At 62.3% G+C, this 23,518-nt stretch carries 37 protein-coding genes and 1 other RNA gene; 24 read left to right on the top strand and 14 right to left on the bottom strand.

Annotated elements, in window-relative coordinates; all coding sequences use genetic code 11:
• The first annotated feature begins 22 nt into the window (after positions 1 to 22).
• Genes sctI through BI344_RS13120 form a run of 5 tightly spaced genes read left to right on the top strand, consistent with a single transcriptional unit; the run spans position 23 to position 2,854 of the window.
• Positions 23 to 325 (top strand): type III secretion system inner rod subunit SctI, encoded by a 303-nt coding sequence (gene sctI / locus BI344_RS13140; RefSeq protein ID WP_071113353.1) that lies wholly within the window; start codon positions 23 to 25, stop codon positions 323 to 325.
• The gene (locus tag BI344_RS13135; RefSeq protein ID WP_071113352.1) at positions 322 to 1,086 is read left to right on the top strand and encodes an EscJ/YscJ/HrcJ family type III secretion inner membrane ring protein; all 765 of its coding nucleotides are present in this window, start codon (positions 322 to 324) and stop codon (positions 1,084 to 1,086) included. The genes sctI and BI344_RS13135 overlap by 4 nt, the downstream gene beginning before the upstream one ends.
• The gene (locus BI344_RS13130) at positions 1,079 to 1,657 is read left to right on the top strand and encodes a type III secretion apparatus protein OrgA/MxiK (RefSeq protein ID WP_071113351.1); all 579 of its coding nucleotides are present in this window, start codon (positions 1,079 to 1,081) and stop codon (positions 1,655 to 1,657) included. The genes BI344_RS13135 and BI344_RS13130 overlap by 8 nt, the downstream gene beginning before the upstream one ends.
• The gene (locus BI344_RS13125; protein WP_139167013.1) at positions 1,617 to 2,339 is read left to right on the top strand and encodes an oxygen-regulated invasion protein OrgB; all 723 of its coding nucleotides are present in this window, start codon (positions 1,617 to 1,619) and stop codon (positions 2,337 to 2,339) included. Before BI344_RS13130 ends, BI344_RS13125 begins: the two co-directional genes overlap by 41 nt.
• The gene (locus tag BI344_RS13120; RefSeq protein WP_139167012.1) at positions 2,336 to 2,854 is read left to right on the top strand and encodes a hypothetical protein; all 519 of its coding nucleotides are present in this window, start codon (positions 2,336 to 2,338) and stop codon (positions 2,852 to 2,854) included. The genes BI344_RS13125 and BI344_RS13120 overlap by 4 nt, the downstream gene beginning before the upstream one ends.
• A 153-nt stretch (positions 2,855 to 3,007) precedes the next feature.
• On the opposite strand, the gene BI344_RS13115 is transcribed toward BI344_RS13120, so the two are convergent.
• From BI344_RS13115 to BI344_RS13055, 13 genes are all read right to left on the bottom strand, one after another.
• Positions 3,008 to 3,361 (bottom strand): Mor transcription activator family protein, encoded by a 354-nt coding sequence (locus BI344_RS13115; RefSeq protein WP_043580017.1) that lies wholly within the window; start codon positions 3,359 to 3,361, stop codon positions 3,008 to 3,010.
• Positions 3,358 to 3,912 (bottom strand): gp16 family protein, encoded by a 555-nt coding sequence (locus BI344_RS13110; RefSeq protein WP_241499349.1) that lies wholly within the window; start codon positions 3,910 to 3,912, stop codon positions 3,358 to 3,360. The genes BI344_RS13115 and BI344_RS13110 overlap by 4 nt, the downstream gene beginning before the upstream one ends.
• Before the next feature lie 48 nt (positions 3,913 to 3,960).
• An RNA gene (locus BI344_RS13105) (hammerhead ribozyme type II) lies at positions 3,961 to 4,035 on the bottom strand.
• Entirely contained in the window at positions 4,035 to 4,307 is a 273-nt protein-coding gene (locus BI344_RS13100; RefSeq protein ID WP_047257767.1) for an HU family DNA-binding protein, read from the bottom strand. The genes BI344_RS13105 and BI344_RS13100 overlap by 1 nt, the downstream gene beginning before the upstream one ends.
• Positions 4,308 to 4,396: 89 nt before the next feature.
• Complete coding sequence (locus BI344_RS13095; protein WP_047257766.1) at positions 4,397 to 5,008, bottom strand: DUF3164 family protein; 612 nt, start codon at positions 5,006 to 5,008, stop codon at positions 4,397 to 4,399.
• A complete protein-coding gene (locus BI344_RS13090; RefSeq protein WP_047257765.1) occupies positions 5,005 to 5,379 on the bottom strand; it encodes a hypothetical protein in 375 nt (124 codons plus the stop codon). Before BI344_RS13090 ends, BI344_RS13095 begins: the two co-directional genes overlap by 4 nt.
• Positions 5,373 to 5,705, bottom strand: coding sequence for a hypothetical protein (locus BI344_RS13085; protein ID WP_047257764.1), 333 nt, complete (start codon positions 5,703 to 5,705; stop codon positions 5,373 to 5,375). The genes BI344_RS13090 and BI344_RS13085 overlap by 7 nt, the downstream gene beginning before the upstream one ends.
• Positions 5,706 to 5,735: 30 nt before the next feature.
• Entirely contained in the window at positions 5,736 to 6,041 is a 306-nt protein-coding gene (locus BI344_RS13080) for a hypothetical protein (RefSeq protein ID WP_052941627.1), read from the bottom strand.
• A 1-nt stretch (position 6,042) separates the two neighbouring features.
• On the bottom strand, positions 6,043 to 7,239 hold the full coding sequence (locus BI344_RS13075; protein WP_047257763.1) for an ExeA family protein: 1,197 nt from the start codon (positions 7,237 to 7,239) through the stop codon (positions 6,043 to 6,045).
• A gap of 11 nt (positions 7,240 to 7,250) precedes the next feature.
• Positions 7,251 to 9,038 carry a DDE-type integrase/transposase/recombinase gene (locus BI344_RS13070; protein ID WP_047257762.1) on the bottom strand — a complete coding sequence of 596 codons (1,788 nt, stop codon included), beginning with the start codon at positions 9,036 to 9,038 and terminating at the stop codon, positions 7,251 to 7,253.
• An 11-nt stretch (positions 9,039 to 9,049) separates the two neighbouring features.
• Positions 9,050 to 10,042: a hypothetical protein gene (locus tag BI344_RS13065; protein ID WP_047257761.1), complete on the bottom strand. Its 993-nt coding sequence runs from the start codon at positions 10,040 to 10,042 to the stop codon at positions 9,050 to 9,052.
• 14 nt (positions 10,043 to 10,056) lie between these two features.
• A complete protein-coding gene (locus BI344_RS13060; RefSeq protein ID WP_047257760.1) occupies positions 10,057 to 10,359 on the bottom strand; it encodes a helix-turn-helix domain-containing protein in 303 nt (100 codons plus the stop codon).
• Positions 10,356 to 10,829, bottom strand: coding sequence for a hypothetical protein (locus tag BI344_RS13055; protein WP_047257793.1), 474 nt, complete (start codon positions 10,827 to 10,829; stop codon positions 10,356 to 10,358). The genes BI344_RS13060 and BI344_RS13055 overlap by 4 nt, the downstream gene beginning before the upstream one ends.
• A 111-nt stretch (positions 10,830 to 10,940) precedes the next feature.
• Here BI344_RS13055 and BI344_RS13050 point away from each other — a divergent pair, with 111 nt between their 5' ends.
• Positions 10,941 to 11,213 (top strand): hypothetical protein, encoded by a 273-nt coding sequence (locus BI344_RS13050; protein ID WP_047257759.1) that lies wholly within the window; start codon positions 10,941 to 10,943, stop codon positions 11,211 to 11,213.
• Positions 11,214 to 11,415: 202 nt separating this feature from the next.
• Here BI344_RS13050 and BI344_RS13045 read toward each other — a convergent pair whose 3' ends face one another.
• On the bottom strand, positions 11,416 to 11,658 hold the full coding sequence (locus tag BI344_RS13045) for a DNA-binding protein (protein WP_047257758.1): 243 nt from the start codon (positions 11,656 to 11,658) through the stop codon (positions 11,416 to 11,418).
• 135 nt (positions 11,659 to 11,793) lie between these two features.
• Between BI344_RS13045 and BI344_RS13040 the strand changes: the two genes are divergently transcribed.
• The 18 genes from BI344_RS13040 to BI344_RS12960 all read left to right on the top strand — a co-directional run.
• Positions 11,794 to 12,255, top strand: a complete 462-nt coding sequence (locus BI344_RS13040; RefSeq protein WP_052941626.1) for a helix-turn-helix transcriptional regulator — start codon at positions 11,794 to 11,796, stop codon at positions 12,253 to 12,255.
• Positions 12,236 to 12,991, top strand: coding sequence for a hypothetical protein (locus tag BI344_RS13035; RefSeq protein WP_047257757.1), 756 nt, complete (start codon positions 12,236 to 12,238; stop codon positions 12,989 to 12,991). Before BI344_RS13040 ends, BI344_RS13035 begins: the two co-directional genes overlap by 20 nt.
• 100 nt (positions 12,992 to 13,091) lie before the next feature.
• Complete coding sequence (locus BI344_RS24005) at positions 13,092 to 13,904, top strand: hypothetical protein (RefSeq protein WP_139167011.1); 813 nt, start codon at positions 13,092 to 13,094, stop codon at positions 13,902 to 13,904.
• Between the two features lie 106 nt (positions 13,905 to 14,010).
• Positions 14,011 to 14,469: a M15 family metallopeptidase gene (locus BI344_RS13025; RefSeq protein WP_071113347.1), complete on the top strand. Its 459-nt coding sequence runs from the start codon at positions 14,011 to 14,013 to the stop codon at positions 14,467 to 14,469.
• Entirely contained in the window at positions 14,417 to 14,647 is a 231-nt protein-coding gene (locus BI344_RS13020; RefSeq protein WP_047257754.1) for a hypothetical protein, read from the top strand. The genes BI344_RS13025 and BI344_RS13020 overlap by 53 nt, the downstream gene beginning before the upstream one ends.
• On the top strand, positions 14,640 to 15,233 hold the full coding sequence (locus BI344_RS13015; protein ID WP_071113346.1) for a hypothetical protein: 594 nt from the start codon (positions 14,640 to 14,642) through the stop codon (positions 15,231 to 15,233). The genes BI344_RS13020 and BI344_RS13015 overlap by 8 nt, the downstream gene beginning before the upstream one ends.
• Positions 15,226 to 15,444, top strand: coding sequence for a TraR/DksA family transcriptional regulator (locus BI344_RS13010; protein ID WP_071113345.1), 219 nt, complete (start codon positions 15,226 to 15,228; stop codon positions 15,442 to 15,444). The genes BI344_RS13015 and BI344_RS13010 overlap by 8 nt, the downstream gene beginning before the upstream one ends.
• On the top strand, positions 15,441 to 15,782 hold the full coding sequence (locus BI344_RS13005) for a hypothetical protein (RefSeq protein WP_043579971.1): 342 nt from the start codon (positions 15,441 to 15,443) through the stop codon (positions 15,780 to 15,782). The genes BI344_RS13010 and BI344_RS13005 overlap by 4 nt, the downstream gene beginning before the upstream one ends.
• Positions 15,779 to 16,090 carry a hypothetical protein gene (locus BI344_RS13000; RefSeq protein WP_043579969.1) on the top strand — a complete coding sequence of 104 codons (312 nt, stop codon included), beginning with the start codon at positions 15,779 to 15,781 and terminating at the stop codon, positions 16,088 to 16,090. Before BI344_RS13005 ends, BI344_RS13000 begins: the two co-directional genes overlap by 4 nt.
• Before the next feature lies 1 nt (position 16,091).
• Positions 16,092 to 16,661, top strand: a complete 570-nt coding sequence (locus BI344_RS12995; RefSeq protein WP_047257750.1) for a DUF3486 family protein — start codon at positions 16,092 to 16,094, stop codon at positions 16,659 to 16,661.
• The gene (locus BI344_RS12990; RefSeq protein WP_083370203.1) at positions 16,661 to 18,262 is read left to right on the top strand and encodes a hypothetical protein; all 1,602 of its coding nucleotides are present in this window, start codon (positions 16,661 to 16,663) and stop codon (positions 18,260 to 18,262) included. The genes BI344_RS12995 and BI344_RS12990 overlap by 1 nt, the downstream gene beginning before the upstream one ends.
• Positions 18,259 to 19,731 carry a DUF935 domain-containing protein gene (locus tag BI344_RS12985; RefSeq protein ID WP_071113344.1) on the top strand — a complete coding sequence of 491 codons (1,473 nt, stop codon included), beginning with the start codon at positions 18,259 to 18,261 and terminating at the stop codon, positions 19,729 to 19,731. Before BI344_RS12990 ends, BI344_RS12985 begins: the two co-directional genes overlap by 4 nt.
• On the top strand, positions 19,724 to 20,560 hold the full coding sequence (locus tag BI344_RS12980; protein ID WP_071113343.1) for a phage head morphogenesis protein: 837 nt from the start codon (positions 19,724 to 19,726) through the stop codon (positions 20,558 to 20,560). The genes BI344_RS12985 and BI344_RS12980 overlap by 8 nt, the downstream gene beginning before the upstream one ends.
• Positions 20,557 to 21,015 carry a phage virion morphogenesis protein gene (locus tag BI344_RS12975; protein WP_071113342.1) on the top strand — a complete coding sequence of 153 codons (459 nt, stop codon included), beginning with the start codon at positions 20,557 to 20,559 and terminating at the stop codon, positions 21,013 to 21,015. The genes BI344_RS12980 and BI344_RS12975 overlap by 4 nt, the downstream gene beginning before the upstream one ends.
• 82 nt (positions 21,016 to 21,097) lie before the next feature.
• Complete coding sequence (locus BI344_RS25835; protein ID WP_269082734.1) at positions 21,098 to 21,220, top strand: hypothetical protein; 123 nt, start codon at positions 21,098 to 21,100, stop codon at positions 21,218 to 21,220.
• Positions 21,221 to 21,380: 160 nt separating this feature from the next.
• Entirely contained in the window at positions 21,381 to 21,680 is a 300-nt protein-coding gene (locus BI344_RS12970) for a basic helix-loop-helix domain-containing protein (protein WP_047257746.1), read from the top strand.
• A gap of 73 nt (positions 21,681 to 21,753) precedes the next feature.
• On the top strand, positions 21,754 to 22,869 hold the full coding sequence (locus tag BI344_RS12965) for a hypothetical protein (protein ID WP_047257790.1): 1,116 nt from the start codon (positions 21,754 to 21,756) through the stop codon (positions 22,867 to 22,869).
• Positions 22,870 to 22,881: 12 nt separating this feature from the next.
• Positions 22,882 to 23,518 (top strand): major capsid protein (locus BI344_RS12960; protein WP_071113341.1); only part of this gene is annotated, 637 nt, incomplete at its 3' end.

Below are 23,518 nucleotides of genomic sequence, written 5' to 3'. Positions count from 1 at the left end.
GGCGGCCGTCAAGGAGCCCCGCATGAGTTCCATAGGAGCCGCTCAACTGCAAGCGCTGGCCCAGTCCAGCGACATCACCCGCAGCGAAGACCAGACCGTCTCGCTGGAGGCCAGGCTGATCCAGGCTTTCTCCCACTCCGCCGTCAGCACCGGCATGGAGAAGGACGCCATCCTGCAAAAGCTGGAACAGCCGCAAATGATCACCAACCCGGCGGAACTGTTCGCGCTGCAGCAACGCACCTCCAACTACAACCTGGAAGTGTCGATGATCAGCACTCTCACCCGCAAGACCGTGGGCGCGGTGGAAAGCCTGCTGCGCTCATGATGCGCGCCTGCCTGAAAGCGGCGCTGTTGACGCTGCTGCTGGCCGGCTGCCAGCAAAAGGACCTGCTCAAGGGCCTGGATCAGCAACAGGCGAACGAAGTGGTGGCTGTGCTGCAGCGCCACAATATCGAGGCCGACAAAACCGACCGCGGCAAAACCGGTTTCAGCATCGGCGTGGCACAGCCCGACTTCGCCGCCGCGGTGGACTGGCTGAGAATTTACAACCTGCCATCGCGGCCACGGGTGGAGGTGGCGCAGATGTTCCCCTCCGACTCGCTGGTGTCCTCGCCCCGGGCGGAGAAGGCGCGGCTGTATTCCGCGCTGGAGCAGAGGCTGGAGCAATCGCTGCAGACCATGGCCGGCATCCTGTCGGCGCGCGTCCATGTCAGCTATGACCTGGATGGCGGCGAAGCCGGCCGCGCAGTCCAGCCCATGCACATTTCCGCGCTGGCGGTATACGACAGCGAAGCCGATCCGGCGACCATGATCAACGACATCAAGCGCTTCCTGAAGAACAGCTTCGCCGAAGTGGAGTACGACAACATCTCGGTAGTGCTGTCGCGCCGCAGCGAAGCCCAACAGCAGTCCCCCGGCCCCCGGCCGGAGGAAGGCCGGAGCGGCATGGCCTGGCTGATCTCGGCGCTGGCGGGTCTGGCCTTGCTGGCCGGCGCGGCCGGCTGGTTATGGCGCCGCCGCGCCGCAAGAGAAGGCGACGCCGCCCGCTCGCCCGCGCCAGCTCCCGGTGACGAACAACATGGTTGACTCCAGCCAGGACCCGCTCGTGCGCGCCATCCTGTTCGACCCGCTAGGCTATTTGCATCGCAGGCGCCTGCAATTGCCGCAGACGATGGATGAGCCCGGGCAACGCGCCATAATCAACGACATGCTGATTGCGGCCTACCGTCTGGACAGCGGCTGGCCCGCCGGCCCGCCGAACAGCCTCACCCGGCAATGGCTGCGCCACTGGCACCGCTTGCCGCAAGCGGCCTATCTGATGGGAAGCCAACTGCTGCGAGCCGGCCTGGCCTGGCAAGGCGCATCGCTGCGCCTGCCGTCTTGGGCGCGGGATTTTTCCGCCATGCCGCTGCAAACCCGCGCCGGCCACCGGCCGCAGCAAGCGATCAACCACGCCGATCTGCTGGCTGCCGGCTACGGCCAGTTGCTGGGCTGGAGCAATCAGCTGCCCCCGGCGCTGGCGCAAAGGCTGCCGCTGCTTTTCCCTCCGGAATCGAGCGCGGCCGCCGTGCCAGACGCCTCTCCCGACCCTCTGTTACTGACCTTGGCCCTGCAATATGCCCAGAGACATCCCCACTCCCCGCCCGCTTGCCATTGACGAGGGCGTGCTGATACGGCGCAAACAGATTCATGGCGCCAACCGACACCATCAGCTGGAGCGCCAAGCGCGCAAACAAGCCCAGGCCTTGCTGCGCGACGCCAGGCGGGAAGCCGATGCCATCCAGCGGCAGGCATGCCGGGACGGCTATCAGCAAGGCATGCAGGAGGCGCTGGGCCAGGTGGCGGCTCACCTGGCCGACAGCCAGGCGCAAGCCCGGCGATGGCGGGAACGGCTTGGCGAACAGGCTCGCGAGATGCTGTCGGCCGCCGTCGACCATCCGGACACCCTGCTGTTATTGCTGGACGAATGGCTGCGCTCGCAAGACAGCGTCCAGACCGACACCCTGAATCTGCAACTACCTCAGCACGCCAGACATCTGCAGCCGCGGCTGATGGCGCTCTTGGCGGACAACTGGCCTGGCACGATACGCATCGACTATCACGCCGACCCGCGCTTCGTCATGCGCTGCGCCGATCAGGCAGCGGAATTCTCTCCGGAGCAATATGTGGAACCCGCTGGCAGGCAATTGCTGCAGAGCCTGGAAGATGTGCGGCAAGACTGCCGCAGGACGGCCGCCGCCTCGCTGGCGCGGCTGCTGCGTCAACTGGAGCACCCCCTGGAGCCCGGTGATGCGGCCGCTCCGCATCCGATCCGCCATTCGCAAGGAGACATCGAATGATCCACTCGCCATTCGCCCTCTCGTCCCATCCTGAGCCATCCCGGACACCGGACGCCCCCGCCTCTCTGCTGCAGAGGCTGCAGGCTGCCGCAGCCGCCGAGATGCCGGTGACGCCCGCCCCCGCCGAAACCCAGAAAACCGAAAAAGCCAAGAAGGCTGTGTCCAAATGGCCCGACTTCGACACCGACCCGAAAGCACTGGCCTTCCTGGCCGCCTTGCAGCAATTGCCTTCTGCGGCATCCGACTCGCAGGCCGACAGGCAGGCCCAGATCGACGCCATCGCCAAACTGCTGAGAAACTTCCAGCACCCGGCCAACACCACGGCGTTCATCACATTGCAAGAGCAGGGAGCGATCCTGCAACGCACGCTGGCCAAGCTGGGCAACGACTCACCCCTGCACACTCCGTTGATGGCGGTATGGGTGGGCACCAGCAATCTTCAATTCCAAATGAGCAAATGGATGCAGGATGTAATGCTGTCCGATGGCACACCGCCGGAGTCCAACGAATGGTAGTGCCGCGCCGGGCTGAAGGGGTGAGGGATAAACCCACCAGATAGTAACGTGATAATCGGGAACAGCTGGGATGATATGGGAAGATGATGGACGGTGGCTTGGAAATCTATTTCACGTATTGCAAAGGGTGGTGAGCCGGTCGGCCCACCACTTTCAGCCGAACATGTCGCCCTGGCGGCTCTCTATTTCCTCGCGCCGGACGGCCTTCACGATCTTGTAAATCCACTGCAGGCTGACACCATACTTGCGTGCCAGGTCGCCGTGGTTGTCTCCGGTGAACTCCTCGAATATCTTCCGGTCCCGCTTCGACAGCCTGACCGACAGCCCCATCGGAAAGTAGATGTTCTGTCCGCCCCAGTGCGCCGCCATTCGATTGGCGATCTCGCTGCCGAGCTGCTCACCGATTTCACGCTCAATGCTGGCCAGCTCCTGCAGGGCCTCGGCAATGTGGTCGGCCAGGTCGGACAACAGCTCCGGGCCTTTGCTGCGGGTATGGATGGGCTTCATGCTTCCTCCTTCGCCTTGAGGGCGGCGGTCAGGCTTTCCCAGACGCTCAACATCGGGTCAAACGTCTTGCGCGCCATGGCCGTAGCCATTCGTTGGTTAAGCTTGTCGCGCTGCGCTGCCGTCAGCGGCAGCTGCTGCACCTCGGCCGCCAGCTTCTGCACCACATCGGGCAGCGAACGCATCGCCCACTTCTTCAGCGATTCGGTCACCAGCTCCAGCTGGTCGCCGGCCAGCCACTGCATGGCGTCACTTCCGGTAATCCGCTTTACATACGCAGCCAGCGCGCTCTCGGCTGGGTTCTTGACCACGCCGATCTGATGCAGAAACAGCCAGAGCGCGCGTATCTTTTTATGCTGCTCGTCCTGGGCCAGGGGGCGCGACTGAGCGGCCTGCCGCGCTTTGGAACGCACCTTGAATCCGCTGCGCTTCAGGTATTCCAGCACCTGGTTCAGCTCTGGAACAGTCAGGTCAGCCGCGGATGCCTGCTTTCCAATCCGCTGGAGAATGGCGCGGTAGCTGTCGTCATCCAGGGCCAGCTCGCGCTTGGCCACGTGGATCAGGCGGATCAGTCGCTTTCGGTCTTGAGTCTTTGCGTTCATCGTTGGCTGCTCATCAGTACCCGGCAACCACGCCGGGCAGACCGCGCACATATTTCTATGTGCGCGGTTTCGCTTTATGCGGCGGCGTCCTTCAGCGCCTTGGCCGGGGAGAACTTGGGCGCGCGCTTGGCGGCGATCTGGATGGCTTCGCCAGTTTTCGGATTGCGGCCGGTTTTGGCTGCGCGCTGGGTGGTGCCAAACTTGCCGAGGTCAGAAATCGCCAGTTCACCCCCCGCATGCACGGTATCCAGCACCGCGGTAGTCAGCGCGTTGAGAATGGCTTCGGCTTGCTTGTTGGTGACATCCGCGTGGGCGGCTAGGTGTTTGATCAGGTCTTGCTTGGTCATGGTTTGCTCCTTGCTGGTTAAATAAATTGTCAAAACGGCGTAGTGTTTAATCCGCTAGCACATCGCTTGCGGTCTCTCCCGTGTGCATCTCACACCCCCGCCAAATCCAGCCGGACGGCTTCGAATTTGCCGGTGCCTTCGCTGCGCCGTTCGATGCGGACATAGGCCTTGGAGCACTGCACCCGAACCGATTCGGATAGCGCCCGCATCGCGCGCTGCCACTTCTCGTCCTGGATGTCGAGCCGTCGCAAGCCCAGCACTCGGCCAGTCGAGATGTTGCCGGCCTTGTCGGTCTGGAAGGCGTCGGCAATCAGCGCCTTCACCTCCGGCCGCGCGTCCTCGGTCCATTCGTGCACGCATTCATCAATCAGCGCCTTGGCCGCCTGCAGTCCCTCGTCAAATGTCAGCGTGTCGGCGATGGCCCGAAGCACGCGGGTATTACCGTCAAAGCTGGTTAAGGTGACATTGCCCTTTTGCCCGCCGACATCGGCTTGGTAGCGCTCGGCCGACAGGCTGACAAACGCCTCAATGTCGGCGAACAAGCCAGCCTTGAATTGGGCCAGTTGGTCTTGCATGGCCACAGCCTTCTGCAGCGCCTCGGCGACAAACTCGTCGCGGGCGATGTCCATCGGTTTGATGATGCTGATCGGCACCAGCCGGCCCTTGCCGTCCTGCTTGTACCCTTCGGGGATCGCGTTCATTCCTCACTCCTCAGTCCTACCAATCGTTTCACCTTGGCCAACTCGGCACGGTTTCTTTCCAGCCATTCCGGCGTCAGCGGCACCTCATCTGCAGCCCGCCAAAACCGCCTTGGCGACAATGTCGGCGGCGGCGGTTCGGGGCCGGGTATCGCCTCCGCGTGGGCGGCCGGCGCCTCTGTCTCCGTATCGGCCGGGGCGGATACTTCCACCGCCGAAACCACCTGGTACTGCTGCAGCTCATCCTGGTAGTCCAGCCAGACGATCTGCCTGGCCTGCTTGCGGTCGGTGCCCATCGCCACCAGCCGCTCCACCTCGTCGGCCAGACGCTGCTTGGTGGCAGCGTCCAGCTCGGGCGTAGCTGGCTTCAGCATGTCGCCTCGGCCTGCAACAGCTGGCGCTTGCCGTTGATCATCTGCCGCGCCATTCGGTACAGCTGGCGCCACGCCGGGCGATTGGCCGGAGCGGACATCACTAGCATTTCCTTCTCCCACGCCGCCGTATCAAACGGCACGCTTGTATCGATCCGCTCCTCGCGCTCGAACCGCACCGAGTAGATATCCGCCACCAGTTCCAGGGCGGCCGGGCTGGCGCGGGTGATTTCGATGAAGCTGCGGCCGGCTGCCGAGGCGCGGGTGATGTTTGCAGAGGTGTATTGCGCGATGCGTTGCAACGAGGCCACTTCGTGATTCAGGTTCATGACTGGCTCCTTGAATTTTGAGTAACGGGGTCAGTTCCCCATCTCCGTCCAAACAATCCGGCATCCGCCCAGCTCAAACTGCCCCTGGCGGTACGGGCCAAAGTAGGTATCCCGGCCAAAGCTGAAGTACACGGCCTCGCCGTCTTTAATCATCCGGCGGCAGTTGCCGCAGGTCTGGATATTGATGGTCGGCCGGGTCGGGGTGTTCAGCTCCACCGACACCACGGTGAAGTTGTTCTGGGTCAGCGCCTCTATGGCAGAGGCAACCTTCAGCGCGCCGGCCATCATCTGGGCATTGAACGGCGGGCGCCTGGCCTGAATCGGGGCGGTTTGCATCTCACACCTCCCGCACTACGTCGGCAGTCACCAACGGGGCGCCGATCTCGGCGGCCAGGTTCATGCACGCGGTCAGCAAATTGCCGATAGCCAGCGGGTACAACAGGGATACGGATTCCGGCCGGTCCAGCCGCTTGGTGTTGATGGTCAGCCTGGCGCGCAGCGCGTGGATGCCGCCCTCGTCGATCACCTCCGCCACCGGCTTGTTCAGCCGCTCCAGCTTGAACTTCAGGTACTCCTCCAGGCGTGCGCCTTCCAGCGGCGCCAGCTCCACCATCTCGCAGCGCTGCACCACCTCGCGCACTGCCGCGTCGCGCTCGGACAGTTTCAGCTTCAGTTCCGGCTGGCCAATCAAGATGATGGACAGCAGCTTCTTGAAACCCTGCTCCAGCTCGAAGAAGCGCTTCAAATGCTTGAGAGTCGCGATGGGCAGGGAATGCGCCTCATCAATCACCAGGCAGTGACGGTACCCTGCGGCATGGCTTCCGCGCAGGGCCTTGTGCAGTTGGGCAAAGCGGGCCTCGGGGCTGCTCTTGGGCTTCTCCAGCGGGGCCACGGCGGCCATGATGGCTTCGGCGAGGTGTGTCGACTTGAGCGTTTTGCCTTGCTTGTCGTTGTCCTCCATCGCCAACACGTAGGGCTTGATGATCTGGATCGGCTGGGCCTCGCGCTGAATGCGGTCCTCCAGATCGCGCAGCAGCGTGGTCTTGCCGGCGCCGGACTCCGCCGCCACCGCCAGCAGGCCGCCATGTTTGGCTGTCTGCAGCATGGCTTCCCGCACGTAGCGGATGTCCGGGCTGATGAACATGTCCTCGTTGGACTGAATGGCGTCATCTGCAAATGGGTCGCGGAACAGGCTGAAATGTTTGCGAGTGGCGGGCAGCAAAGTCTGTTTGCGTAGTAACATGGTTTCCTCCTGGTTGGATTCCTGGTCGGTTTTCGTCTGGGAGACCGAGCGGGCCGCGTTGGCGCGCGGCTCGCTCACCTCTTCAAATACGCCTTCGATGTCCCCATCGCTGGCGCCATGCGCCTGCAGATAGCGGCGGATGCTCTTCTGCAGGTCAACTTCATCCAGGCTCTTGGGCCACTCGCCGTGATTGACGATCTGGGCCACGGTGGCCTGGGAGACATTCAAGTGCTCAGCCAGGTCAGCCTGCTTACGGCCCACCTTTTGCAGCACGCTCTTCAGCTTCAACATGACTTGCTCCTCTATGCCGACTTCACCACGCGAAGCGGCGTCTTGGTGCCCGTTGCCGGGCTGGTCAGCTCGGCCACAATGGCGGCGAGCAGGTCTTCGGGTACGCCGGCCGGATAGCGCTGGGCCAGCCATTGGAAACGGTCTTGCGTCCATTCGCCTCCGGCCGCGGTAACGCGCTGCTTCAACTGCTTGGCGGCTTCAATCAGGGTTAGCGGCGGGTATTCGATAGCCGGCGCGGCCAGCGCGTGCTCGGTGCCGCGGCGCGGCAGATAGGCCGGCAACTCGACGTCCTGCAGATAGCTGTGGGTGTTCAGCGCGCCATCGAAAGGTGTCGCCTTCTTGGCTCGCGCGGCCTTGATCTCCTCCGCGCTCATGCCTGGGTAGGCTTGGCCATCCATAGCGCTGGCGGCATGCTCTATCGCGGTCTGCGGCATCGACTGGTACGCTTCGCCGATCACCGGGGCCGACAGCAACTGCCCGTAGTCGTCGTAACCGCGCTCCGGCTCCACCTGGTAGACGCGATCGGCGCCGTTGTAGACCGATACCGACACCTGAATGGCGCAGTCGCCGAACACCATGGCGTTGACGCGCACCTCGTCGCCCACGTTGACCCCATCCAAGCCGCGCAGGCTGTAGGCTGCGGTGCGTTCAGCCTGCGGATGCTTGAACGAAACAGTCAGGTCAGGACGAACCTTGCGGGTCTCCTCCTTGGCCGTCATGAACGCTTTGCACACCTCCACTGGGGGCAGCAACAGCAGCTGTTGCGGCTGGATCAACTGCCACAGGTCGATGCGCGCAATGGCGTCGGCCAAGCCGGTGCGCCGCAGCCGGCTGTCCTGGCCGGGAATCAGGTTGGCATTCCAGGCCCGGCTCCAGGCGAAGGCGGCCCGGTTCAGCTGCTCGATGCTTTCCACCGGCTCAAAGCGCAGCCGGCTCTCGAACTGGGTTTCGACGATGTTGTTGGCGCCTTCCACGCCGCCCTTGACGCGGGCTTGGCCGGCCTGGTGTTCCAGCGTCTCCACGCCCAGGGCACGGCACAGGTTCTTGATGGCGGCCGAGGTGTTGGCGCTGCCCTTGTCCCACAACAGGAAGCGCGGCAGACCCTGGAACAGCCGGCCCGGCTGCTCGCCCCAGGCGAACATCAGGAACTCGAACAACTTGTGCTGGTTCTCGCCAGCCGATTCGCAGTACCAGGGCACGATCACGCCGCTGGCCTTGTCGTACAGCACATAGCGCCACACCTTGAACTTCACCTTGGCGAAGTTTTCCAGCTTGTTCTTGTAGAAATCGCGGTCCCGCATGATGTGCTGACGCCCCTTCAGGTAGTACACCAGGCACAGCGACGGGTCGATTTCGTGGGTGTGGTTGGGATGCGGCGCGCGCAGCGCCTGCACCGGGTCCGCGCAGCGCTGGGTGGCCACGTTCAGCTTGCGGTCGCGGATCAGGCGGTTCAGCTGGCTGTTGCTCACCTTCAGCTCAATGCCGTTCTGCTCCAGCATCCCGCGCGCCGTGGTGGTGAACAGCGTCTGCTTGCCGTTGTCGCGGATGGCCTCGCGCTGCACTGCGCCCAGCATCACCAGGGCGTCCTCTGCCACCACGGTGCTGCCTTTGTCAGCGCGCGGCTTGCGGCCGGACTGCCAGCCCACAGCCTGCTTCAACTGGCGGTAAACCGTCTGCGGCGACCAGCCCAGGAATACCGCCGCCTCTTGCACCAGCGCGGTTTGCTCGCCGTGCCGCGCCGCGTCCAGCTTGCCTGCCAGGCCGCGCAATACCTCGCGTATTTCCGGTGTCATGGACATGGCCGTCTCCCTTACGCCTCGCTGCCTTCGGTCAGGACATTCCGGCGGGCGTCCTCAATGTCCGCGGCGAAGCGGCGGCCCAGCTCGTCGCGCAGCTCTGCCGCCAGCATGGCGGTGCGGGTAACGGCGTCGTCCAGGTGCAGCAGCACCGCGCGCACCTCAGGCGGCAGCGGCGCCGGCATTTCCGGGTCATAGTCGGGGGCCTGGGTGATTTCAGAGGTCAGCCAGGCATCCAGCGCCTGCACCGCTTCCAGGTGCTTGGCGATGGCGGCATCCAGCACTGACTGCCGCTGGGTGATTTCCTGCTGGAACGGCGCCACGCGCTTGTCCCAGGGGAGCGTCTTCAAGGGGTTGGAGAGTTTGGCCACTTCCTCGGTCAGCTGGTCTATCTTGCTGCTCTTGTCCTGCAGCACTCGCGACCGCGCCTCCAGGTTCGCCTCGGCCTCTTCGACACGCTGCGCCAGCGCCTCTTTTTCCTTGGTGTGCTTGGCAATGATCTCCTCGGCCAGCTCCACGAACGACTCCTTATCGCCGGCCTTGGCCACTTCGATCAGCGCAGTTTTTTGGTCTTCCGGCAACTTTCGGAACTGGCGCAGCTCCCGGTAGCCGATGCCCATGCGGGACATGCTTTCCAGGGCTTCCTCGCCGAAGGTTCGAAGGTTGGCGATGTCCTGATTCGCCTTTTCATCCGAAACGCCAAGCAGGCCGCAGAACTCTTGCCATGTGCCTTGCAACTCCAAACCGTTTGGACTTTTCTTGCCTGCCAATGCCCGGTACAGCTTGTTTTCCTTGACGTAGGCCAGTTTGGAACTCCAAACCGTTTGGGAAAACTTGCCAAATGCCTCGGCCATCTGAGCCTGGCCAAGCAGCTGATTGACGAGGTCGCGCTCTTCGCCATAGCTCGCTTGAGCGATGGCCATCACGTTCGCGGCGTCCACTACGTCCTGGCGCAGCTCAACGGCTGGGGCGATTGCGGGGGTTTCTGTGGTTTTGGTGCGTGCCATGCGGGGAACTCCTCTTATCGTTCAAGCGTGATGCGGGTGGTTAGTTCGTCCAGGCGGCTGCGGGCGGCTTCCAGGCTGCGCAGGATCGCCACCGCGTGCTGGGCCAGCCGGACCGAGGGACGGATGCGACCGGTTTCGGGGATGCGTTCCGCGAAGCCCGCTTCTTCCAGCGTGGCCACGTAGCGGGTGATGCTGGACGGCGACAGGTCGGTGGCCTTGGCCAGCTCACCCGGTGTCAGGCCGTGGGCAAAATGGCTTAGCAGCACCGTCAGCACGTCCAGCACCTTCTCGGAGCTTTTATTGGTTTGCGCGCTCATGGGTTCAGCTCCAGTTCCGGCTGCAGGTGCCGTTCGATGTTGCGGTGGTGCCAGGCCAAGCCCTCCAGGCCCTGCTGCAGCGCGGCCAGCGTGTCGGCCTCCTGGCCTTTGCCGGCATGAAACTGCAACAGCAGGCCGACCGCATCATTCAGGGTCTGCTGAAGTACTTGGATGTCCTCGGCCGAGGCATTGCGGCCGGTGGGCATGTCGATCAGCAGGTAGCCGCCGCTGGCAGCCAGCCAGCGGGTGGCGTAGTTGATGCCGCATACGGCCTCATAGGCGCGAACCAGGCAGATCGGCATGCGGCCGTTTTGAATCCACTTGTAAAGCGTCCAGTGGTCGGCCAGGCCCATCCGTTCGGCGATCCGCTCCACCGACAGGTTGTGCTTTTCCTTGGCGTAGTCCTTGCACAGCTCCAGCGCGTGGCGCAGCGAGCTGGGCTGCAGGCGCTTCCAGTTTCGGCGGCTCATTGGAATGCCCTTCAGGGCCGACATTCCAAACAAAATGGCGTTTTGCAACTGGTGCAACGGGTTTGCGCCGCATAGCATGAACAGCGGATAATCCACGAAAGGAAGCAAACCATGACGATGGACCTGGAAACCCGGCTGCAAGCGCAAATCACCGCGCAGAACCTGATGATTGAGGCGCTGCTGGATGCCGCCATCCGGGCGGGCCAATTGGACCCGCGCTCGCTGGTCGATAAGCTGGAACAATTCATCTCCGCGCCCAAGGCCAGCGTTGCGGACCCTGACGAGATCGCTGCGGTAATGAGTGAAGTGGATGCGTGGGCAGACATGATCAGTGGCCGTTACTTGGAGGTTAAGGACAGCTCGCCGGAGCGCAGTCTGCGGTAAACCTGCTGCACGCTGATGCCCAGGTACGGAGACAGGCGTTCCGCCTCTTCGTGTTGCGCGGCAGTTAGCTCTAGCCTCTGCCGTAAAGCCGACTGAGCGCGTAGCGAGGTCAGGGATTCAGGCAGAAACAGCGCGTCGATGCTGGTTTGGATGGCGCCGGGTTCGTGTGAATCAGTAAGTAGTGACTTAGTCATGGCGGGCCTCACGCTGCGACGCGGCGACGGGACTGAGCCAAGGCATTGGCCGGGTCGGTGCAGATTTCACCAGCCTTGATGCCCAACTTGACTGCGATCTCATGAGCTTGGCCGCGCACGCACTTCTTGCGGCCGCCCAAGACTTCAAAAACCAGGTTGGGCGAGAACTTGTTGGCGATGGCCCATTGGGTAATAGAAATCCCTTTGTCCTGAAGCTCCTTGCGAGCCTGGGCTGGGGTACGTAGTTGCATGGTTAGCTCCTATTCAAGGGGCGGCGGCGCTTGGGAGAGTGCCGCTTAAGTTGCCGTTCGTGGTGGGACGGTGTGAGTTGAGTATTGTGCAGAAATCTGCACATGTCAACATTATTTTGAGTGGAGATTTGCACTTTGATTGAGTTGAGACTCAAAGAAGAGCGTGAACGTCTCGGCCTTACGCAAGAGGTTTTTGCAGATAAGGCAGGCGCGAAGAGGCGTACTCTTGTCGACTGGGAAAAAGGGGTTTCATCTCCAACAGCCGTACAGCTGGCAGCTTTGGCGGCAGCTGGCGTTGATGTGCAATATGTCCTTCTAGGCCAACGCCAAGGCCAGGGCATAGGCGAATCCGCTGTCCATCAAGCGGTGCTGGACGCGATCGATTTGCTGTCGTTGGAAAAGAAGGTGGATGCCAACCAGTTGGCCAAAGCCGTCACGAAACTAGCCCTTAGGTCAGTGCCAGTTAGTACAGTCCCGTGCGATGATAATGCCAAGGGAATTGTCGTGAGTGGTTCTGGCAACCGGGTGGCTGGCCAGAATTACCGCGAGTATCACGGTGCGAAAGGCAGCAAGGACGATGAAGACCGAGGGCAGTAACAATCGAGTAGCCCAGAACGACTACAACGAGCAAAACATTAACGGGGATATCACCAATCAATCCCCGTTTTTCAATAACAATAACGTGATTAATCTCCACGTTGACCGTAGTGGAGAAGAGTTGCTCTCAGGGGAACTGCTAACACTCCAGCAACAAAATGAAATACGGGATTTAGTACGGCAACTTGCCAATGCCAGCGGACGTGACATGGAAAAAGTATGGCGCAGCTTTTCCAACCAGTTCCACGGCAAGATGTACAAAGACTTGCCGATTGAGTGGTTCCGAGAAGCCTATAGCTGGCTAAAGAAAGAAATTTACGCTGCAGAACACAAGGCCAGCAAAAAAACGGCCAATGATGTAGCCGCGCCATCTTATAGCGCTTATACGCAGCCGGCTCTCAGGTATAAGACTGTTTGCGAGGATTGCGTGGCCAGTGCCCAGGCATTAAGCGAAGCGCAGCGCAGTGTGAAAGTTTTGATTGCCATCAGTGTGCTGGCAATAGGGATTTCAATTTCCCTAGGCTATCTAAGCCATACTTCATCAGCCCAGGCCAGCGCGCTTAAGGCTCAGTTGCAGAGTCAGCAGCATGAGTGCAACTACCAAGGCCAAAGGTATCGGCTGGGCAGCATTATCGACTTTCCAAATGCGCCAGACATCCAGTGTTTAGCAGGCCAGAATGGTCAAGTGGCATATTGGCAGCCATTGCACGTTGCCCATAAGCTGCGCAAACGTTGAGTCTGTTCCCAGATGCCGTACTGTTGCGGCATTGGTATGAAACCTAACCTGCTGCGTTCATCAGCAGGTTTCCTAATGCTGCTCATGTCGGGAGAGGTCCATGTCTATTGTGGCGAGTATTTTGGGGCTGATCGGCTTGTTTTTTTTACTGATAGCGATCATTGGCACGGTTGCCCCATCCTTATTCAAAGGGAAAAAAATGGAGGAAGTGCCAAAGCGGCTTCACTTTTTGCTGGGTGGGGGAATGCTGTCATTAGTTGCGCTAGTAGCAGCAGGTTTTTTCGCCCCGGAAGGCGCTTCAACGGCATCCACTCCCCAGGAATCGACGGCACCTACTGTTGCATCTGCTCCCAGTCAGAAAAAGCTCACACAAGTTGAAGCAAAGCAAGCCATACCAGAGCATGTCAAGCCGATGGGGCTGACCGAAGCCCGGCAGTTTGCCAAAGGCACTTTGCGGGTGATCAATGAAGCGGAACAATCGTTAATTGATGGTATTCAGTTAGGAGATGGCACTGGCATCATCAAACATGTGCAGAAGCCACTGCAAGCAGAGCTTGAACGTTGGCCGACCTTGATAGAGCGTCAGCCTGATGATCAACGTGAGCATTTTGCATATTGCCAAGATGCCGCGCTACAGCTCCAGTCGCTGTCTTATTCGGCGACGCGAGAGAGAACTGTAGAGAGTACGAAATACCTGCGTAAAGATGAAGCGGCTTATCACAAGGCCAAGCAGAAGTGTGAGCAACAGCTTCGCGCAACGGATAGTCAAATCAAATCGGCTGTCGCCGCAGAAGATGCTGAGCTGAAAAAGAAATTCGGCGGACGAGAATGCTTGACTGTGTATGACGTTGATAAGCAAACCGGGCAAATAGTAGAGCAAGCCAAACCTGCGCATTGCAAGAAATCAACCTAGCAAGCCATTCCTGCCCTGTAAGTCCATGCTTTAAAGCGCATTAAACGCCCCTCCGAACATGCCACCCCACAATGGGTGGCATGTTTCATTTTGATAGGAGGGAACCATGCCCAGCCGCAAGATCGAAGACCTCCACCCGGACTTGCAGCCGCTCTGCCGCACCTTTTTGCAGCGCTGCCAGGCCGCCGGCCTCGACATCCTCATCACCTGCACCTGGCGCTCGCCGGCCGAGCAGGACCAGCTCTACGCCCAGGGCCGTAACGGCAATCCTGGCCCGCGCGTCACCAATGCCAAAGGCGGCCAGTCCGAACACAACGTGATGATCAACGGCAAGCCCGCCGCGCGCGCCTTCGACATCGTTCCGCTGGTGAATGGCAAGCCGATGTGGGAAGACCGGCACCCCGCTTGGCAAACCGCCGGCCGCATCGGCATGGAGCTGGGCCTCAACTGGTACGGCCGCCCAGGCGCGCCGTTCCGCGAATTTCCGCACTTCGCTCTGGCGCGGGATACCAATGACCCTGGCCGACCTCTTCACCAATCCGACCACAGGGCGACTCAGCCATAGCAAGCTGTGGGCCAATGTGGCCTGCGCGGCCGCCACCGGCATGTTCGTTTACCAAGGCGTGGCCGGCACGCTGACCGCCGAGGTCTGGCTGATCTACCTGGGCGTGGTGGGCGGCTACTCCGCGGCTCGCAGCTGGATCGCCACCAAGCGCGACAGCAAGGAGGCCAACAATGCTTAGCGCCAGCCCCTTGCTGCTCAATGTCCTGCACGTAGCACTGTGCGGCGTCACCCTGGGCGTGGCGGGTTTCGTCGGTTACGGCAGCGGCCAAGGCCAAGCCACCCGCGTCTACGAGGCCAAGATGGCCAAGCAAGAAGCCGCGCACGCTGCCGAGCTGCTGCAGAAGGCAGAGAAACAAAGCCAGGCGCTGGCGGCGGCCCATGCCGAGCAAGCGCGCTTGACCGACTTGGCGCACAAGGTGGGCTGGCAGTTGTTGCAAACCCAGGGCCAACTGGCGCGCAGCCAGGCCCAGCTTCGCGAAAGGATCGCCGATGCGACTCGCAATGATGGCCAGGCTTGGACTGGTCTTGGCCCTGACAGCCTGCGGCTCTACCGCGCCGCCCTCGGTTACTCCGAACGTGATCCGGGCCTGCCCACAGCCGACGCCGGAAATGCTGGTAAAGCCGACCAAGCCAGCACCGCCGCGCGCGGGTTACCGCCCGCAGACCTACTGAACCACGCCGCCGACTACGGCAGCTGGTGCCAGGAACTGGAAACTCGCCTGGATGGCTTCATCCGGCTGCACCAGGAGGCCGACCATGGATGAGTTTGACCGCGCCCAGGAGCTGGAGGCGTTTCACCTGATGGCCTCGCTGGCGGCCCAGGCCGCCGCCAGCCGGCCGCTGGGCGCCAGCCTGTCGCAGTGCGACGACTGCGGCGAGCCCATCCCGGAAGCTCGCCGCTTGGCAGCGCCAGGCTGCACCCGCTGCATGGACTGCCAGGCCCGCGCGGAACAACGAAAACGGGGTGGCCTATGACCATCCAGATGGAGCTGGGCATGGTGGTAACGCTAATCCTGGCCTTTCTGGGCTTTCTGTTTGGCGCCGGCAAGATGTTGCTGGCGCAGATCGACCAGCGGCAGAGCGAACGCGACGCCAAGCAGGAGGCGCAGATAGCAGCGTTGCTGGCCCAGATCGCCAAGGAGGCAGAGAGCGTGCATCGCCTGGAGCGGGACTTTCTGAAGTTCCAGGCAGACCTGCCGCTGTCCTATGTCCGCCGCGAAGACTATGTCCGCAACCAAACCGTGATTGAGGCCAAGTTGGATGCCGTGGCGCTCAAGATCGAGAACATCCAACTGAAAGGTGCTCAACGATGATCGACCAGGCCAAGGTGCGCCGGGAAAGCCTGCGCTGGTATCTGCTGCTGGCGCTGAACAACGCTCGGCCTGAAGAGGTGTGCGAGGACGTGATCCAGATGACCATGCGCGCCATCTACCCGGATGTGACGCCGCTGGAAGTCCGCAAGGAGCTGGACTACCTGGCAGACCGCGCGCTGGTGAAGCTGCGCAAGGAGCCTTCTGGCCGCTGGTGGGGCGACCTGACCCGCTACGGTGTGGACATTGCCGAGTACACCATAGACTGCGCGCCGGGCATCGCCCGTCCGGCGCAGTACTGGAGCCAGTGACATGGCCCGTCGCAACAGCGTAGAACAGCTGCCGACAGCCGTGCGCGACTGGCTGGACAAGGCCTTGATGGACGGCAACTTCAGCGGCTACCAGCTGCTGGAGGGAGCATTGCGCGACAAGGGCTTCGCCATCAGCAAATCGGCCATCCACCGCTACGGCCAGAAGATCGAGCGCCGCTTCGCCGCCATCAAGGCCAGCACCGAGGCCGCCCGCCTGCTGACCGAAGGCGCGGCGGACGACCAGGACGCCCGCTCCGAGGCGGTGATCGCCCTGGTGCAAACCGAGATGTTCGAGTCCATCGTCAGCCTGCAGGAAGCCAACGAGGAAGAAACCAAGCCGGAAGACCGCATCGCGCTGCTGTCCAAGGCCGCCAAGAACATCGCCACGCTCGCCCGCGCCAGCGTCAACCAGAAGAAATTCCGCCTGGACGAGCAGGCCCGCATTGAGCGCGAGGCCCGCGCTAAACTGCTGGCCGAGCAGGAGGAGAAGCTGGATGAATTGCGCGGCGCCGATGGCATGAGCGAGCAGATGGAGGCCCGCATCCGCCGCATTCTGCTGGGTAAAGAATGATGGCGCAGACACCGCTCAAGCCGTTGGGCACGCCGCGCAAGATCGATCTGGCCGAAGAGCTGGAGCTGGCCGGCGTGGTGGTGCCGCAGGATGTGGCCGACGCCATCCCGGCCGAACAGCCGGTGTTTCTGCCGTACCAGCAGCGCTGGTTTGAAGACGAAGCCCAGATCATGTTCGCGGAGAAAAGCCGCCGCACCGGCCTGACCTGGGCCGAGGCCGGCCGCAACGTGGTCAAGGCGGCGCGGCCACGCCGTCGCCAGGGCTGCAATACCTTCTACGTGGGCAGCAAGAAGGAAATGGCGCTGGAGTACATCGCCGCCTGCGCGCTGTTCGCCAAGGCCTTCAACGAGCTGGCCCAGGCCGATGTTTACGAGCAAACCTTCTGGGATGAGGGCAAGCAGGAGGAAATCCTCGCGTACATGATCCGCTTTCCCAAGAGCGGCTTCAAAATCCAGGCGCTGTCCAGCCGGCCGTCCAACTTGCGCGGCCTGCAGGGTGATGTGGTGATTGACGAGGCGGCCTTCCACGACTCACTGGAGGAACTGTTGAAAGCAGCGCTGGCGCTGACCATGTGGGGCAACAAGGTGCGGCTGATCAGCACTCACAACGGCGTCGAAAACCTGTTCAACCAGTACATCCAGGAGGCGCGCGAAGGCCGCAAGGACTACAGCATTCATCGCATCACTCTGGATGACGCCATCGCCGATGGCCTGTACAAGCGCATCTGCTACGTTACCGGCCAGACCTGGTCGCCGGAAGCGGAAAAGAAATGGCGCGACGACCTGTACCGCAACGCGCCCAATACCGAATCCGCTGATGAAGAATATGGCTGCATCCCGAAGAACAGCGGCGGCGCCTGGCTGTCCAGGGCGCTGATCGAATCTCGCATGTCGGCCGATACGCCGGTTTTGCGCTATGCCTGCCCGAATGGCTTCGAGCTGCTGTCCGACCATGTCCGCCATGCCGAGTGCAGCGACTGGTTGGAGGCCAAGCTGGCGCCGTTGCTGGCCGCGCTGCCGACTGACGCCATCAGTTTCAATGGCGAGGACTTCGGCCGCACGGGCGACCTGTCCGTGCATGTGCCGCTGATCCAGCAGCAAAACCTCGTTCGGCGGGTGCCGTTCATCCTGGAGCTGCGCAATGTGCCGTTTCGCCAGCAAGAACAGATCGCCTTCTACCTGATGGACCGCCTGCCGCGCTTCATGGGCGGCGCCTTCGACGCCCGCGGCAACGGCCATTCCTTGGCCGAGTTCGCCATGCAGCGCTACGGCGCCAGCCGCATCCAGCAGGTGATGTTGACCGAGAGTTGGTATCGCGAGCACATGCCGCCGCTGAAGGCCGCGCTGGAAGACGGTGACCTGGTGGATTTGCCCAAGGACGCAGACATCCTGGCTGACTTGCGCGCTGTCCAGGTGGTCAAGGGCGTGCCGCGCATCCCGGATGCGCGCACCACTGGCGAAGACAAGGGCAAGCGCCACGGCGACGCCGCGGTGGCCATCGCTTTGGCCTACTACGCCAGCCGCGAACTCAACAAAGGCCCGGTGGCCGTGAAGTCCCGCCGCCGCCGCGCCGCCACCCGCATCACACAGGGGTACGCATGAAAGCAAAGGGCATGTGGGTCAGCCCCACCGAGTTCGTCCAGTTCGGCGAGCCGCGCCAGTCGCTGTCCAGCCAGATCGCCACCCGCTCCAGGAGCATCGACTTCTACGGCCTGGGCATGTATCTGCCCAACCCGGACCCGGTGCTGAAAGCGTTGGGCAAGGACATCAAGGTTTACCGCGAGCTGCGCGCCGACGCCCATGTGGGCGGCTGCATCCGGCGCCGCAAGGCGGCGGTAAAGGCGCTGGAGTGGGGGCTGGACCGCGGCGCGTCCAAAAGCCGGGTAGCCAAGTCGATCACCGACATCTTCAACGACCTCAACCTGTCACGGATCATCGGCGAGATGCTGGACGCCATGCTCTACGGCTACCAGCCGATGGAGATCATGTGGGGCAAAGTGGGCAGCTACCTGGTGCCGGTGGACATCGTGGGCAAGCCGGCCGACTGGTTTGTCTTTGACGAAGACAACCAGCTGCGCCTGCGCACCAAGCAAGCCCCACTCAAAGGCGAGGAGCTGCCCGAGCGCAAGTTCCTGGTGCCGCGCCAGGATGCCAGCTACGACAACCCCTACGGCTTCGCCGATCTGTCCATGTGCTTCTGGCCCACCACCTTCAAAAAAGGCGGCCTCAAGTTCTGGGTGCAGTTCACCGAGAAGTACGGTTCGCCCTGGTTGGTCGGCAAGCATCCACGCTCAGCCACCCCGCAGGAAACCGACCAGTTGCTGGACAGCCTGGAGGCCATGGTTCAGGACGCCGTGGCGGTTGTCCCGGACGACTCCAGCGTGGAGATCAAAGAGGCCGCCAACGGCGCCAACAATGCCGACGTCTACGAGCGGCTGTTGCACTTCTGCCGCTCTGAGGTCTCCATCGCGCTGCTGGGCCAGAACCAGACCACCGAGGCCAGCGCCAACCGCGCCTCGGCCCAGGCCGGGCTGGAAGTGACGCGCGACATCCGCGATGGCGACAAAGAGGTGATCGAGGAGGCGCTGAACCAGCTGGTGCGCTGGGTCTGCGAGCTGAACTTCAACGGCGGCGACCGCCCGCGGTTCGAGATGTGGGAGCAGGAGCAGGTGGACGAAGTCCAGGCCGGCCGCGACGAGAAGCTGACCCGCGCCGGCGCCCAGCTCACCCCGGCATATTTCAAGCGAGCCTACAATCTGCAGGACGGCGACCTGGTGGAAACCAACAAGCCAGAGGCCACGGCCAGCGCCGAGTTCGCCGAAGCCGACGAAGCCGCGCCAGACCAGGACGCGCTGGATGCGGCGCTGGATGCGCTGTCCGCCGATGAGCTGCAGGTGGCCGCCGCCGCCATGCTGCAACCGCTGTTCGACCGCATCCAGGCCGGCGCGCAGCCGGATGAGCTGCTTGGCAGCCTGGCCGAGCTATACCCGGACATGGACGCCAGCGGCCTGCAGGAGCGCCTGGCGCGCGCCATCTTCACCGCCAAGGTCTGGGGGCGTCTGCATGGCTAAGGTCGATCTCGTCTACTGCATGAAGCTGCCACCGGAAAAGGCCATCCAGTACCTGAAGAACAAGGGCTACGCCATTACCTGGGACTGGGAGGAACTGTGGCAGGATGCCCAGGCCCAGGCGTTCACGGTGGCCAAGGTGACACGGCTGGACATCCTGCAGGACATTCGCGATGCCGTGGAGAAGGCGCTGGCCGAGGGCAAGACCTTTGCCTGGTTCAAGAAAGAGCTGACGCCGGTCCTCAAGGCCAAGGGCTGGTGGGGCAAGCAGGAATTGCTGGACGAGGAAACCGGCGAGGTGCGCGAGGTGCAGCTGGGCAGCCCCAGGCGGTTGGAGACCATCTACCGCACCAACCTGCAGACCGCGTACATGGCAGGCCGCTGGCAGACCCAGATGGAGAACGTGGCCGACCGCCCGTACTGGATGTATGTCGCCATCCGGGACAGCAAGACCCGCCCCAGCCACCGCGCACTGCACGGCAAGGTGTTTCGCTACGACGACCCGTTCTGGCAATCCTATTACACGCCGAACGGCTGGGGCTGCCGCTGCCGCATTGTCGCGCTGTCGGCCGACGATCTGGAGGCGCGCTGCATCCAGGTTGAATCCTCAGCCGGCCGGCTGGGTACCGCGCTGCGCACCGTGTCCGAGCGAACCGGCGAGCAGCGAGAGGTGGCCACCTTCCGCACCATAGACCCGCTTACCCGGCGCGAAATCAGCATTTCGCCGGACGTGGGCTGGAGCTACAACCCCGGCGCGGCCGGCTGGACGCCGGACCTGGCGCGCTATACCGGCGACCTGGCCAAGCTGGCCAACAAGGAGCTAAGAGCATGAGCGACTTTGTCAGCATCGTCATCCAGGACGACCAGGTGCAACGCGCGCTGCGCCGGCTGGAGTCGTCGGTGGCCGACATGACGCCGGCCATGCGCGCCATCGCCGCCTCGCTGGCGTTCATTACCGAAGAAAACTTCGAGGCCGAGGGCCGGCCGAGCTGGACGCCCAGCCAGCGCGCCACCAACGATGGCGGCGTCACGCTGCAGGACCGCGGTCAACTGGCGGCCTCGGCGGTAACCGCCTATGACGCGCGCTCGTCGCAGATCGGCAGCAACCTGGACTACGCCCGCATTCACCAGCTGGGCGGCCACGCCGGCCGCAACCAGGCCGTGGAGCTGGAGCCGCGGCCGTATCTGCCGATGACCGAGGACGGCGAGCTGCAGCCGGAAGCCGGCGAGGCTGTCATCGGCGCTGTGATGCGCCACCTGCAGCACGCCGCGGGCACTGGCATGTGATGGTTCTTACACACATCTGTTGTGCATCTCCCTATACGAGGTCATGGGGCAACCCGCCCTGACTCGCAAATAGGAGATGCGCATGAAGTGCGTGGTAGCAGTAACTGGCGGCGTGGTGGTGTTGGCTGCGTTGACCAGGTGGCGCTGGCTCTGGATGTTGGCAGTGTTGCTGTGGTTCGGGTTGCTGACGATGGCGCCGGACTAAGTCAAACCGCCCCTGCGGTGTAGAAGCCGCAGGGGCGGTTTTTCCCTTCCAAAGCCACAGACTTGCCATGACTCCCTGCTCAAGTAGTCAGGAAGCTTTATAAAGCCTTTATACGATAAGATTGGCATTGCTTTACAACTTAGCGGAAAGGATATGATGCATGAAAGTTTTTTTCAGATATGCCGACCACAAAGGCAATCATGTAGGTCACATAGATTCCAGCTCCGGAGTCGACGAGCTGAATACACTGGCGAAAGAGCTGATACAACATATTTCCAGCATGGAAAATCAAGTAATCTGGTTCGCTATGCTGTCTTCTGTTAACCCCAGAATTGAGATAGGGCAAGACTTCTGTGAGCCCAAAGAGGCAAAGGATTTTTCCCCCTCCACGATTGAACAGATAAGTTTTTCACTAGATGAAAAGGAGTGGCACCACATCCCTCTCATCAAAAAATCCTAAGTATTGCTGTTGCACCTCCATTTTTAATCTTCATTAAAAGTCCCGCCCGCTGACGCCGTTCACCATGAACGGCATGAACGCGACCAAACCCCTGCACATATTCAAGTCCGGCCGCCAGACAGCGATGTCTGGCGACGTGCTGGACTTTTCGGAGTCCGATCTCGCGGCCAGTGCCCGCGCCTACGATCCGGCCCTGCATGAGGCACCCATCGTCATCGGTCATCCCAGGCACGACGCGCCGGCCTATGGCTGGGTGAAGTCTCTTGCCGCCAGCGGCATCGACCTTTTGGCCGAGCCGCACCAAGTGGACCCGGCATTCGCCGAACAGGTGGCAACCGGCCGCCACAAGAAAATCTCCGCCTCTTTCTACCGTCCCGACTCGCCGAACAACCCGGTGCCCGGCGTCTACTACCTGCGCCATGTCGGTTTCCTGGGCGCGCAGCCGCCCGCCGTGAAGGGGCTGCGTCCGGTGGAGTTCGGCGAGGCCGACGACGACGTGGTCGAGTTCGGCGATGCCCTCGGCGATGTCCAGAACGCCAGCCTCTGGCGCCGCATGCGCGAGTGGCTGATCAGCCAGTTCGGCCTCGATGCCGCCGACAAGGTCATTCCCGACTATGCCGTGGCCAGCCTGGAGGACGACGCCCGCCAGGATGACTCCTCTTCCTCTTCCTTTGCCGATCCATCCCAACCCAAGGAGACCCCTGAAGTGACCCCTGAACAGCAAGCCGCCCTGGAGGCGGAAAACGCCAGGCTGAAGCAGCAACTGGCGACGGCCGCGGCCGAGAAGAAGGCCACGGCCGCGGTTGCGCGCCACAGCGAACACCTGGCCTATGCCGAGCAGTTGATCGGCGAAGGCAAGTTGGTGCCGAAACACAAGGACGCCGTGGTGGCTTTCCTGGACTTTGCGGACGGTGAAGCCTCCGTCGAGTTCGGCGAGGGCGATGCCAAGCAAGCGCTGGCCAGCGCCTTCAAAGGCTTCCTGGGCGACATGCCGAAGGTGATCGATTTCAGCGAGGCCGCTACCAAGGACAAGGCCAACCAGTGGGAGCAGGACGGCTCGCTGGAGTTTGGCGAGCGCGCCGATCCGGAGCGGCTGCAACTGCACAACCGAGCCACCGCCCTGGCCACCGAGAAGGGCATTCCCTACGAGCAGGCCGTGCGCCAGTTGCTGAAATCCCGTCCCAACTGATAAGGAGCCGCCATGAGCGACCGTTTGAAGAAACTCCGGGTGGTCGACCCGGTACTGACCAGCCTGGCGCGCGGCTACCGCAACGCGCAATACATTGGCGAGAGCTTGTTTCCAATTGCGCCGATGGACAAGGAGGCCGGCATCATCCCGCTGTTCGGCAAAGAAGCCTTCATGCTGTGGGAAACCGAACGCGCCATCCGCGGCCGCACCAATGTGATGATCGCCGACGACCCGAACACCCTGGACGTGGTACTGCGCGAGCATGACCTGTCCTATCCGGTGGACCATCGCGAGCAAGCCGAATCGATGTTCAACGAAGAGGCCAAGGCCGCCAAGCGGGTCAAAGACGCTATCGACCTGCGGCGCGAAGTGGCCGCCGCCATCCTGGCGCAAAACCCCAAGACCTATCTGCCCGGCGCCAAGGTGGCGCTGTCCGGCTCCAGCAAATGGGCAAACAGCGGCGGCGACCCGATCAAGGACGTGGAAGACGGCAAGGAAGTCATCCGCCAACGCACCGGCATGCGCCCCAATACTGGCGTCATCGGCGCTGCCACCTACGCCACGTTGAAATTCCACAAGGGGCTGGCTGCGGCCCTCGGCACTCAAGAGCGCAAGCTGATCACGCTGGAGCATTTGAAGGCGCTGTGGG

It is taken from the genome of Chromobacterium sphagni, assembly GCF_001855555.1.
Taxonomy (GTDB): Bacteria; Pseudomonadota; Gammaproteobacteria; order Burkholderiales; family Chromobacteriaceae; genus Chromobacterium; species Chromobacterium sphagni.
The sequence above is the reverse complement of the archived record's forward strand: the minus strand, read 5'-3'. Positions and strand labels throughout refer to the sequence as shown.

Coding starts and splice junctions, on each gene's coding strand:
- BI344_RS13125 (WP_139167013.1), top strand. CDS start 1,617: ATGCCCAGAGACATCCCCACTCCCCGCCCGCTTGCCATTGACGAGGGC.
- BI344_RS13135 (WP_071113352.1), top strand. CDS start 322: ATGATGCGCGCCTGCCTGAAAGCGGCGCTGTTGACGCTGCTGCTGGCC.
- BI344_RS13100 (WP_047257767.1), bottom strand. CDS start 4,307: ATGACCAAGCAAGACCTGATCAAACACCTAGCCGCCCACGCGGATGTC.
- BI344_RS13080 (WP_052941627.1), bottom strand. CDS start 6,041: ATGCAAACCGCCCCGATTCAGGCCAGGCGCCCGCCGTTCAATGCCCAG.
- BI344_RS13120 (WP_139167012.1), top strand. CDS start 2,336: ATGATCCACTCGCCATTCGCCCTCTCGTCCCATCCTGAGCCATCCCGG.
- BI344_RS13045 (WP_047257758.1), bottom strand. CDS start 11,658: ATGCAACTACGTACCCCAGCCCAGGCTCGCAAGGAGCTTCAGGACAAA.
- BI344_RS13130 (WP_071113351.1), top strand. CDS start 1,079: ATGGTTGACTCCAGCCAGGACCCGCTCGTGCGCGCCATCCTGTTCGAC.
- BI344_RS13060 (WP_047257760.1), bottom strand. CDS start 10,359: ATGAGCGCGCAAACCAATAAAAGCTCCGAGAAGGTGCTGGACGTGCTG.
- BI344_RS12980 (WP_071113343.1), top strand. CDS start 19,724: ATGGCTAAGGTCGATCTCGTCTACTGCATGAAGCTGCCACCGGAAAAG.
- BI344_RS12990 (WP_083370203.1), top strand. CDS start 16,661: ATGGCGCAGACACCGCTCAAGCCGTTGGGCACGCCGCGCAAGATCGAT.
- BI344_RS13015 (WP_071113346.1), top strand. CDS start 14,640: ATGCTTAGCGCCAGCCCCTTGCTGCTCAATGTCCTGCACGTAGCACTG.
- BI344_RS13070 (WP_047257762.1), bottom strand. CDS start 9,038: ATGTCCATGACACCGGAAATACGCGAGGTATTGCGCGGCCTGGCAGGC.
- BI344_RS13075 (WP_047257763.1), bottom strand. CDS start 7,239: ATGTTGAAGCTGAAGAGCGTGCTGCAAAAGGTGGGCCGTAAGCAGGCT.
- BI344_RS12985 (WP_071113344.1), top strand. CDS start 18,259: ATGAAAGCAAAGGGCATGTGGGTCAGCCCCACCGAGTTCGTCCAGTTC.
- BI344_RS13020 (WP_047257754.1), top strand. CDS start 14,417: ATGACCCTGGCCGACCTCTTCACCAATCCGACCACAGGGCGACTCAGC.
- BI344_RS13085 (WP_047257764.1), bottom strand. CDS start 5,705: ATGAACCTGAATCACGAAGTGGCCTCGTTGCAACGCATCGCGCAATAC.
- BI344_RS13010 (WP_071113345.1), top strand. CDS start 15,226: ATGGATGAGTTTGACCGCGCCCAGGAGCTGGAGGCGTTTCACCTGATG.
- BI344_RS13090 (WP_047257765.1), bottom strand. CDS start 5,379: ATGCTGAAGCCAGCTACGCCCGAGCTGGACGCTGCCACCAAGCAGCGT.
- BI344_RS13005 (WP_043579971.1), top strand. CDS start 15,441: ATGACCATCCAGATGGAGCTGGGCATGGTGGTAACGCTAATCCTGGCC.
- BI344_RS12995 (WP_047257750.1), top strand. CDS start 16,092: ATGGCCCGTCGCAACAGCGTAGAACAGCTGCCGACAGCCGTGCGCGAC.
- BI344_RS13050 (WP_047257759.1), top strand. CDS start 10,941: ATGACGATGGACCTGGAAACCCGGCTGCAAGCGCAAATCACCGCGCAG.
- sctI (WP_071113353.1), top strand. CDS start 23: ATGAGTTCCATAGGAGCCGCTCAACTGCAAGCGCTGGCCCAGTCCAGC.
- BI344_RS12970 (WP_047257746.1), top strand. CDS start 21,381: ATGAAAGTTTTTTTCAGATATGCCGACCACAAAGGCAATCATGTAGGT.
- BI344_RS13065 (WP_047257761.1), bottom strand. CDS start 10,042: ATGGCACGCACCAAAACCACAGAAACCCCCGCAATCGCCCCAGCCGTT.
- BI344_RS12965 (WP_047257790.1), top strand. CDS start 21,754: ATGAACGCGACCAAACCCCTGCACATATTCAAGTCCGGCCGCCAGACA.
- BI344_RS13095 (WP_047257766.1), bottom strand. CDS start 5,008: ATGAACGCGATCCCCGAAGGGTACAAGCAGGACGGCAAGGGCCGGCTG.
- BI344_RS13000 (WP_043579969.1), top strand. CDS start 15,779: ATGATCGACCAGGCCAAGGTGCGCCGGGAAAGCCTGCGCTGGTATCTG.
- BI344_RS25835 (WP_269082734.1), top strand. CDS start 21,098: ATGAAGTGCGTGGTAGCAGTAACTGGCGGCGTGGTGGTGTTGGCTGCG.
- BI344_RS13055 (WP_047257793.1), bottom strand. CDS start 10,829: ATGAGCCGCCGAAACTGGAAGCGCCTGCAGCCCAGCTCGCTGCGCCAC.
- BI344_RS12975 (WP_071113342.1), top strand. CDS start 20,557: ATGAGCGACTTTGTCAGCATCGTCATCCAGGACGACCAGGTGCAACGC.
- BI344_RS13035 (WP_047257757.1), top strand. CDS start 12,236: ATGAAGACCGAGGGCAGTAACAATCGAGTAGCCCAGAACGACTACAAC.
- BI344_RS13025 (WP_071113347.1), top strand. CDS start 14,011: ATGCCCAGCCGCAAGATCGAAGACCTCCACCCGGACTTGCAGCCGCTC.
- BI344_RS13115 (WP_043580017.1), bottom strand. CDS start 3,361: ATGAAGCCCATCCATACCCGCAGCAAAGGCCCGGAGCTGTTGTCCGAC.
- BI344_RS24005 (WP_139167011.1), top strand. CDS start 13,092: ATGTCTATTGTGGCGAGTATTTTGGGGCTGATCGGCTTGTTTTTTTTA.